General features: G+C 62.9%; 9 protein-coding genes. 4 read left to right on the top strand and 5 right to left on the bottom strand.

The features are described 5' to 3' along the window. Positions 1 to 192: 192 nt before the first annotated feature. On the bottom strand, positions 193 to 1134 hold the full coding sequence (locus tag E7813_RS10925; RefSeq protein WP_291573677.1) for an acetamidase/formamidase family protein: 942 nt from the start codon (positions 1132 to 1134) through the stop codon (positions 193 to 195). Between the two features lie 143 nt (positions 1135 to 1277). Between E7813_RS10925 and E7813_RS10920 the strand changes: the two genes are divergently transcribed. The 4 genes from E7813_RS10920 (at position 1278) to E7813_RS10905 (ending at position 4621) form a co-directional block, all read left to right on the top strand. Beyond that, a complete protein-coding gene (locus E7813_RS10920) occupies positions 1278 to 2075 on the top strand; it encodes a YdcF family protein (protein WP_291573675.1) in 798 nt (265 codons plus the stop codon). A gap of 88 nt (positions 2076 to 2163) precedes the next feature. Further along, on the top strand, positions 2164 to 2949 hold the full coding sequence (locus tag E7813_RS10915) for a DUF169 domain-containing protein (RefSeq protein WP_291573673.1): 786 nt from the start codon (positions 2164 to 2166) through the stop codon (positions 2947 to 2949). Positions 2950 to 3113: 164 nt separating this feature from the next. Then, positions 3114 to 4298, top strand: coding sequence for a saccharopine dehydrogenase NADP-binding domain-containing protein (locus tag E7813_RS10910; protein WP_291573671.1), 1185 nt, complete (start codon positions 3114 to 3116; stop codon positions 4296 to 4298). Positions 4299 to 4444: 146 nt separating this feature from the next. Next, on the top strand, positions 4445 to 4621 hold the full coding sequence (locus E7813_RS10905) for a hypothetical protein (protein WP_291573669.1): 177 nt from the start codon (positions 4445 to 4447) through the stop codon (positions 4619 to 4621). Positions 4622 to 4637: 16 nt separating this feature from the next. Here the strand turns inward: E7813_RS10905 and E7813_RS10900 are convergent, their stop codons facing one another. The 4 genes from E7813_RS10900 to E7813_RS10885 form a co-directional block, all read right to left on the bottom strand. Continuing rightward, positions 4638 to 5840: an O-antigen ligase family protein gene (locus E7813_RS10900; protein WP_291573668.1), complete on the bottom strand. Its 1203-nt coding sequence runs from the start codon at positions 5838 to 5840 to the stop codon at positions 4638 to 4640. A 215-nt stretch (positions 5841 to 6055) separates the two neighbouring features. Then, positions 6056 to 7600: an undecaprenyl-phosphate glucose phosphotransferase gene (locus E7813_RS10895; protein WP_291573666.1), complete on the bottom strand. Its 1545-nt coding sequence runs from the start codon at positions 7598 to 7600 to the stop codon at positions 6056 to 6058. A gap of 116 nt (positions 7601 to 7716) precedes the next feature. Continuing rightward, positions 7717 to 8850 carry a glycosyltransferase family 4 protein gene (locus E7813_RS10890; RefSeq protein WP_291573664.1) on the bottom strand — a complete coding sequence of 378 codons (1134 nt, stop codon included), beginning with the start codon at positions 8848 to 8850 and terminating at the stop codon, positions 7717 to 7719. 2 nt (positions 8851 to 8852) lie between these two features. Further along, positions 8853 to 9268, bottom strand: a 416-nt coding sequence (locus tag E7813_RS10885) for a polysaccharide biosynthesis/export family protein (RefSeq protein ID WP_291573661.1), incomplete at its 5' end; no start/stop codon positions are given.

Raw genomic sequence — 9268 nt, 5'->3', positions numbered from 1 at the left:
CTGTTATCGAGTCTGAAAAGGCCGGTATCCACGCACTTTGCACCGTCGCACCCTGAAAAATCTGTTAGAAACTTCCACCGCGGCATTTTCGCCCCCGTCTTGAGCAGGTCATTATCGTATCGGCCCAACCAAGGCTTTGGTAGGTGCGAAAACAGGTGCCGGCGGCCGAATGTTGCCGGCCTGCGGCTGAAGCTACCCATGCACCACCGACTTCGCGATCATGCAGTGAATCCCCTTGGAGCCGTTGACGGTCTGGGTCACGCGCAGGTCGGCGGCCAGGCTGCAGAGCGTATAGGCGTCCTCGCGCGACAGATTGCGCTTTTCGCCGAGCAGCACGATCATGTCGCGCAGCGCCCGAACCACGCATTGGTCGAGGTCGGGATCCATCGCCATTGTCATGTAGTGATCTGGCGTCTCGGCGCGGGGATAGTCGAGCCGCAAATCCTTGCGCAGGGTCAGCTTGAAACGGCCCTGCAATGCGGTCTCGATGGCGGTGACGCAGACCTCGCCGTCGCCCTGGACGCCGTGGCCGTCGCCGCAGGAAAAGTGCGCGCCCGGCACGAATACCGGCAAATAAAGTTTGGCGCCCGGTATCAATTCCTTGTTGTCGAGGTTGCCGCCCATCGCGCGCGGGATCAGCGAGGTGATGCGTCCCCAGGCCGGCGGCGGCGCCACACCCATCACCCCGAAAAATGGCCTCAGCGGCAGGTCGAGCCCCCATGGCAGCCGGCCCACCATCCGTTTTGCATCGAGCGGAATGTTCAGAAGCCGCGTCTGGTGAAAATCGTCGGGCAGCGTGCCCGCCAGTGGCCGGATCAGATTGTAGCCCCAGTCCTGCCGGAGCCTGACGTCGAGAATTTCAACCTCCAGCACGTCGCCGGGCTGCGCGCCTTCGACGGCGACCGGTCCGGTCAGGATATGACCCGGCACCATCCGCTCGTTTTTGGCATGCACCTCGAACAGTTCGGGCGGAACGTGAAACCGGCTCTTGTCCGGCATCACCTCGGGGCCGCCGGTGATGGTATCGATGGTCACCTCATCGCCGCTTGCGACAGTGAGGATCGGTTTCAGCCTGGCTTCGAAGAACCCCCAGTGGCAGGTCTCGGGGCTGGAGTTCAGGTGATGATGCGTCATAAACGGGCTTCCTTGCCGAGCTTTCTTATCACTCTACGCGTCATTGCCGGCAATCCATCATTCTCGAACAATAATTTTTGTGAAGATAGATGGATACGCGGGTCAGGCCCGCGTATGACGCTCCGAGACATCCGGGAATAGTCGTGTTCTTCATCCTCTCCAAAACCCTCGGCGTCCTGCTGCTGCCGATCAACTTTCTGATCGGCGTTGGCCTGCTCGGCGCGATCCTGCTGGCCACGCGATTGGCGCGGCTCGGCCGCAGGCTTCTGATCGCCTCGATCGTGTTGCTGGCGATATCGGCGTTTTCGCCGCTTGGATATTGGCTGCTCTATCCGCTGGAGCAGCGGTTTCCGCCATGGGACGCCGCGCGCGGCGAGCCGGACGGCATGATCGTGCTCGGCGCCTCGATCGATTCGGATCTATCTGTCGCGCATGGCGGCGCGGTGGTCCGAAGCACGCCCGACCGCGTGATCGCCGCGGCGGCATTGGCGCATCGCTATCCGAACGCCCGCATCGTTTTTACCGGGGGCAGCCCGAACCTGATATCGAACGATGCCAGGGAAGCCGATTACGCGGGCGCGCTGTTCGAAAGTCTCGGCATTGCCAAGGCGCGCATCACGGTGGAGCGGCGTTCGCGCAACACCCAGGAAAACGCCGAATTCGCCAAGGCGGTCGCGGCTCCAAAACCCGGCGAGCGATGGCTGCTGGTGACGTCGGCCTTCCATATGCCGCGATCGGTCGGCCTGTTTCGCAAGGCCGGATTTGCGGTCGAGCCGTATCCGGTGGACTGGCGGGTGGGCGGCCGCTCGGATCTTCTGCTGTTTTCGGCCGTAGGGCTCGATGGACTGGCCCGCACCGATATCGCCATCCGCGAATGGATCGGCCTTTTCGCCTATCGGGCCACCGGCAAGATCGATGCGTGGCTGCCCGGACCGGAATAGACGCACCGGTCGCAACTGGCAGGCAATCGGACTAGGATAGATGCAACAGGCGCGCGCCGCTCGGCCCGCGAATTTGGGAGTTTACGCCATGCAGCAGCAAACACCGCCGGAACAGTTCGATCTGGCGACCATGGTCGCCGACCTGAACAATCTGCTTCGCCTGAAGACCACCGTGATCGGCATGAAGATGTTCGCAAGCGTGGAGGACATGTTGGCGGTTCCGAAAATCAGGCGGCCATCGGCGGTTCACACCACCGACCAGATCGTCAGCATGGCCTCGCGGCTGGGCTGGACGGTCGGCATCACGGCAGCCGATCTGGTGGGCGCGCAATGCCGCGCCGTGATCGGCCTTGCCCCGCAGGATGAGAAGTGGCTTGCCGGCGAGGCTTACGTCGGGGTCTGGCACGAGAATGCCGAGGACGCGCGCAAGCGCCAGGAAGCGCTGGATGTCGTCCCCCACGGCCGATACCAGGCGCTGGTCGTAAGTCCGCTGGCCAGCGGCCGGCTCAATCCGCCCGATATCTGCCTGGTCTATGCGACGCCCGGCCAGATGATCATCCTGATCAACGGCCTGCAATATACCGGCTACAAGAAATTCGAATGGAGCGTGGTCGGCGAAACCGCCTGCGCCGACTCCTGGGGACGGGCGCTCAAGACCGGCGAGCCGAGCCTGTCGTTGCCGTGCTATGCGGAGCGGCGCTATGGTGGCGTGCCGGATGAGGAGATGCTGATGGCGTTGTCACCGGCGCATCTGGCCAAGGCCATCGCTGGAATGAAGTCGCTGGCAAAAAACGGGCTGCGTTATCCGATCGCGCCCTACGGCATCCAGAGCGACGTGCGCGCCGGCATGGGCGTGTCCTACGCCAGGAAATAAGTGCAAATGAACCAGATCGTCATTGCGGGGAGCGAAGCGACGAAGCAATCGAGCTTGCCGCGCTGAAGCTGAATTGCTTCGCGGAGTTTATCATCGGGCGCGCGTTCGCGCGACCCGGTGGCTCGCAATGACGGAAGAACCCGAACTCACCTCAGGAAAACAGAATGGCCTCGTCGAAATTCGACATCGTCGTCTATGGCGCCACCGGTTTCACCGGCCAGCTCATCGCCGAATATCTGGCTGCGCAATATAAGGCCGACGGCAACCTGAAATGGGCGATGGCCGGGCGCAGCCTCGACAAGCTCGGCTCCGTGCGCGACGCGATCGGCGCGCCTGCCGATACGCCCCTGATCGTCGCCGATGCCGGCGATCCGGCGTCGCTGAAAGCCATGATCGGCCAGACCAAGTCGGTCATATCGACCGTCGGTCCCTATCAGCTCTACGGCTCCGACCTGGTTGCGGCGTGCGCGGCGACGGGTACGCATTATCTCGATCTGTGCGGCGAACCGGTCTGGATGCGGCAGATGATCGACGCGCATGAAGCGACCGCGCAATCGAGCGGCGCGCGAATCCTGTTTTCATGCGGCTTCGATTCGATTCCATTCGAGCTTGGCGTGTTCTTTCTCGAACAAACCGCGAAGAAAGTTCTCGGCGCGCCCGTCAATCGCGTCAAGGGCCGGGTCCGCGCTATGAAGGGCACCTTCTCCGGCGGTACCTTCGCCAGCGCCAGGGCAACATTTGCGGCAGCGGCGAAGGATTTGAACCTGGTCGCGATGCTGCAAAACCCGTTCGTGCTGACGCCCGGCTTTGAGGGTCCCAAACAGCCGCGGGGCAACAAGCCGGTGCTGGACGAGGATCTGGGCTCCTGGACCGCCCCCTTCGTGATGGCGAGCATCAACACCCGCAACGTGCATCGTTCCAATATGTTGATGAACTTTCCCTACGGTAAAGATTTCGTCTACGACGAAATGATCCTGACCGGTCCCGGCGAACAGGGCGAAGCCAACGCCAGGCGTGTGGTCGTGGCCGCCAACGCCGAGCGGATGGGGGCCGTGGACGGGCCGAAGCCAGGCGAGGGACCTTCGAAACAGGAGCGCGAGTCCGGCCTCTACGATCTCCTGTTCGTCGGTCTCGCTCCGGATGGCCGTCAGGTCCGAGTCGCGGTGAAGGGCGATCGCGATCCCGGCTACGGATCGACGTCGAAAATGATCGGCGAATGCGCGGTCTGCCTGTTGCGCGACGCGACGGATGTTCCCGGCGGCATCTGGACGCCCGGCGCCGCCTTGGGCGATCGCCTGATCAAGCGGCTGGTCGATCATGCCGGCCTCAAATTCGAGGTCGAGAGGTAATTCCCGCCATCGAGGACACGAACCGGAGACGCCGAAAGCCAGGACCCGCGGATTTGAATCAAAGGCGCAACAATTCCATAAGCCGGTGCTTGATTCTTCGCATTAAAAATACGTGCAGTCGAAATACCTGCAAAGGGATCACCCAGGTGTACATCGTCGCATTTATTTTGGCGGTTTCCGCCGGCATGTTTTATTCCGCGGCCACTGACGGGCTTTGGGCCAATCCGCTGTGTGTCTACGGCGGTGTCTTTTGTGACCACCCGTCGTGGCTGGCTGCGGGGGCCGCGATTGCGCTGCTCTGGGGCGTGTTCGTTCGGGTTTAGCCCGCGTCCCGGGGCCTTACGGCCCGGGTGAGGCATTCGCATCGCTGGAAGCCTTGTAACGCTGTGCGGCGGCGAACATGCCCCACATCGCGCCCAGCATCATCCAGAAGTGCCGCCAGTGGTCGGTATCGATCACGAAGCTCTCGCCGACGGTGCCGAGAAAGGCTGCGAAGATCGCAAGATATGGCCGTTGCCAGGGCACGCGGACGAAGGCGTGCCGAAATCCCATGATGACGGTGATCAATACCAGCGCCGGATAGCAGATGCCCGCGAGCCAGCCGCCGGACATGAAGGCGTTCAGGTAGGAGTTGTGGGTGTCTTCGGGAAAGTAGTTGTGGAATTGCAGCGGGCCGATGCCGAAGGGAAGGTCGAGCGCCATGTCGGCGCCGAGAATATGCCGCCCGAACCGGCCGAAGCGGCCTTCATCATAGCTTTGATCGAAGCTGGCGCGCTGTTTGAACATCTCGCTGACGGAGTCGAACGATAACAGCACGACCAGCAGCACCGCTGCTGCGATAACCGCGACCACCGCCATCACGATGATGCGCGAGCGCTGCGCACGCGACTGGCTGGTCAGGACCATCAATGCCAGCATGAAGGCGGCGGTGATGATAAGGCCGCCCCAGGCTGCGCGCGAAAATGCCAGCAGGATCGCCAGCGCCATGATGCCGAATGCGATCGTGCTGCGGAACGACTTCCCGAACCGGTCGGAGACCACGCTCTGCAGCGCGAACAGCGCCGGCAGGATCAGGAACGCGCCGAGCACGTTCGGGTCCTTGAAGGTGCCGCGCGCGCGCTCGTACAGCGTCAGCAAATCATGTCCGCCGGGCACGAGGTTGAAATAGCCGGCGATGCCGGTGGTCGCGGCGATCAGGGCGCCCACGATCAGGCCGCGGCGAAGCATGTCGAGCCGCGCGGCGGTGTCTTCGGAAATCACCATCGCGAAGAAGATCACCGTCACCGCCATGTACCAGGAGGTCGCGATCCAGTTGGCGACCTCAGGCGCGTTCAGGAACGGGATGGCGCCGATGGAGTAGCCGACATTGATCAGCAACAGCAGCAGCAACAGCGACATAAAGACCAGCCGCAGCCGCAAGCCCGTCGCAAAGAAAAGCACGGCGGCGGCGAGCGTCACCAGTTCATAGGGGCTGGGCTCGATGAAAACGATCGCGCCGGACGCGCCGACCAGCCACACCAGCGCGCGCTGCAGCGCCAACACGCCTGACGCGGCCGTTACTGATGGAAAAGACCCCTCTGGAACAGATCCTCGTGGAACAGACCTTTGGGCTGTCGCCGCATACGCCATTTGGTACTCATGCATTTACGCAACGATACGTTTCTTCCCGTCATTGCGAGGAGCGTTAGCGACGAAGCAATCCAGCTTGCCTCATGATGGATTGCTTCGCTTCGCTCGCAATGACGTCTATTCGATACTCAATAGGCGTTCTCGTTCTTCGTCATCAGCGCCAGCGGCGTCTTGAGAAGAATGTAGAGATCGAACAGCACGGACCAGTTCTCGATGTAATAGAGATCGAATTCGACGCGCTTCTGGATTTTCTCCTCGCTGTCGACTTCGCCGCGCCAGCCGTTGATCTGCGCCCAGCCGGTGATGCCGGGCTTGACGCGATGACGCGCGAAATATCCGTCCACCGCTTCGTCGAACAGCCGGCTCTGCAGTTTGCCCTGCACGGCATGCGGGCGCGGGCCGACCAGCGAAAGATTGCCCTTGAATACCACATTGAACAGCTGCGGCAGTTCGTCGAGGCTGGTCTTGCGGATGAAGCGCCCGACGCGGGTGACGCGGCTGTCGTTCTTGGTCACGACCCTGGAGGCCAGCGGATCGGCCTGGTCGTGATACAGCGAGCGAAACTTGAAGACGTCGATACGCTCGTTGTTGAAGCCGAACCGCTTCTGGCGGAACAGCACCGGGCCCGGACTGTCGAGCTTGATCGCGAGCGTGACCAGCGCCATGACCGGTGCGGCCAGCAGCAGGATGACGGCGCCGCCGACACGGTCGAACAGCCACTTCATCACCAGATCCCAGTCGGTGATCGGCGCCTCGAAAACGTCGAGGGTCGGGACCTTGCCGAGATAGGAATAGGAGCGGGGCCGGAAGCGCAGCTTGTTAGTGTGGGCCGAAAGCCGGATGTCCACCGGCAGCACCCACAGTTTCTTCAGCATTTCGAGAATCCGCGTCTCCGCCGAAATCGGCAGCGCGAACAGCACCAGGTCGACGCGGGTGCGCCGGGCAAATTCGATGATGTCGTCGACTTTGCCGAGTTTCGGGCTGCCGGCGCAGGTGTCGAGCGCGCGGGTGTCGTTGCGGTCGTCGAACACGCCGAGGATATCGATGTCCGAATCGTCCTGCTCGTTGAGCGCCTCGACCAGCTTTTCGCCGTTTTGGTCGGAGCCGACGATGATGGTGCGGCGGTCGAGCCGGCCGTCATGCGCCCACGCCCGCACCATCGCCCGCAGGAACAGGCGTTCGGCGACAAGCGCGGCGAGACCGACGAAGAAAAACGCGGAGAGCCACAGCCGCGATACTTCGCCGCCGAGCTTGGCGAAGAACGATGCGCCGATGAACAGCAGGAATACGAATGCCCATGACGAGATCATCCGCGTCATCTGCCGGAGCTGGCCGCGGAATATCTGCACTTCGTAGATGTCGGCGGCCTGGAAGCAGACCACCGCGGTGGTGGTCATGCCGAAAATGGCCGCGATATATTCCCAATGAAGCCCGGCGAGACGTGCCACATATCCGAGATAAAGCGCGATACCGACGAAACTCAACAGCGCAAAATCGGCGAGACGCACGGCGCCGGCGATCACGACCGGCGAATAGGCCCTGCGCACTTTCTGGTTGGCGACGGCAAGGGCTGCCTGCGACAATCGTTGTCGCCGTTCGACCGGTGGCCGGTCCGTCATGGCGGCGTCTGCGGCCGCGGCGGCCAGGATGGAGCGTGCGTTGATCGGTTCCACTGTCGCTAAATCCGTTCTTGTGCGGGCATCTAGTGATGCCCGCACCGGGGCGGAATGCCCCGCTTCACGGCTTAAAGGACAAATCGGAAGAAACTGTTATCGTTGGTAAACAACGGTTAACGATTGGCAAACGCGTCGCGGTAGCCCGCCAGCACCCCCTCGACCATCGCCTTCTGCGAAAAATGCTCGGAGATTCTTTCGCGAAGCGAAGTTGCACGCGCCTTTGCGGCGGCGGGATCGCCGAGTGCGGTCTGGATCGCGGCGGCCATGGCGTCGGCGTTGCTGGGAGCGAACAGCGCCTCGGTATGGAACCCGAAAATCTCGGGGATGCCGCCGACATTCGCGGCCACCATCGGAACACCCGCCGCTCCGGCCTCGATCACCACATAGGGCATCGAGTCGCCGCGCGACGGAACGACCAGCAGCCTGCCCTTTGAAAAGCCGTATCGCGCCTTGACGTGGCCGATGAAGCGCACCGCCTCGGTCAGACCAAGCTTGTGGATCTGAGCCTTGAGCGCGCCGATTTCTTCGCCGTCGCCGCCAAGCGTCAGGGTGAACGGCTTGCCGCCGCTGCGCAGCCGCGCCACCGCGTCGATCAGGAGGTCGGCCCCCTTTATGTGCCGGAATTCGCCGACATAGGCGACGTCGGTGGCATCCGCCGCCAACTCGACGGGATCGAACTCGTCGGCGGTCACGCCATTGAACACGCAGCGCACCAGCCCGGCAGGCGTACCGATGGTGCGCTGGTAGGTGTCGCGAGCGAAGGCGCTTTCGAACAGGAACAGATCGGTGTTGTTCATCAGCGCGCGTTCGAGGCGGCTGTAGAATGCACCCTTGAGCGTGTTCAGCGGATAATGCAGCGAGCCGCCATGCGGCGTGTAAACCCGGATGGCGCGTTTCGAACGGCCGCGCAGGCGAATGAAGGCGCCGGCCTTGGCGCCGTGTCCGTGCAGGACATCCGGCTTCAGTCGCCGGATCAGGTACATGAAACGCGCCCATACCAGAAAGTCTGCGGGATGAGGTTCGCGGTGAATGGCGACACGATAGACACCAAGCTTGAGCCGCGGCGCGATTTCCGCCAGCGCGGCATCGGCGCGCTGGCCGCCGGTCAGGCTGTCGGCGATGATGCCGACCTGGTGGCCGCGGTCGGCCTGTCCGTTGGCGAGGTCCAGGATGTGGCGGATGATTCCGCCGACTGGCGCGCGCACCGCGTGCAGGATCCGAAGCGGCTGATCCGGAACAGGGGACATGTTCAGAACCAGCGTTCGCCGACGAGGACGGTATCGCCGGGGCTGATCGGAGTGCCAAGCGGCACCACGATGCGCATCGAACCGGACCCATCGGTGTGGGTCAGCGTGACGCGGTCGCGCCGGGCGCGCGGCGAGAAGCCGCCGGCAATCGCGACCGCGCTTTCGACGCTCATGTTGGGCACGTAGGGATATTGGCCGGGGGCTGCAACTTCGCCCAGGATGAAGAACGGCCGGTAGGATTCGATCTCCACCGCCACCGAGGGATCCCGGATATAGCCGTTGCGCAGCTTGCCGGTGATTTCAGCAGCAAGTCCCGCCGGCGTCCGCCCGCGCGCCGGCACCGCGCCGATCAGGGGCATGGTGATGGAGCCGCCGGCATCGATCGCATAGGTGTTGGTGAGGCCTTCCTGGCCAAAGA

Source organism: Bradyrhizobium sp., assembly GCF_004799405.1.
In the GTDB taxonomy this organism is placed as follows: domain Bacteria; phylum Pseudomonadota; class Alphaproteobacteria; order Rhizobiales; family Xanthobacteraceae; genus Bradyrhizobium.
The sequence above is the reverse complement of the archived record's forward strand: the minus strand, read 5'-3'. Positions and strand labels throughout refer to the sequence as shown.

What these genes read in the sequence shown, in the direction of transcription:
- E7813_RS10925 (WP_291573677.1), bottom strand. Translation starts at nt 1,134, where the DNA reads ATGACGCATCATCACCTGAACTCCAGCCCCGAGACCTGCCACTGGGGG.
- E7813_RS10915 (WP_291573673.1), top strand. Translation starts at nt 2,164, where the DNA reads ATGCAGCAGCAAACACCGCCGGAACAGTTCGATCTGGCGACCATGGTC.
- E7813_RS10910 (WP_291573671.1), top strand. Translation starts at nt 3,114, where the DNA reads ATGGCCTCGTCGAAATTCGACATCGTCGTCTATGGCGCCACCGGTTTC.
- E7813_RS10890 (WP_291573664.1), bottom strand. Translation starts at nt 8,850, where the DNA reads ATGTCCCCTGTTCCGGATCAGCCGCTTCGGATCCTGCACGCGGTGCGC.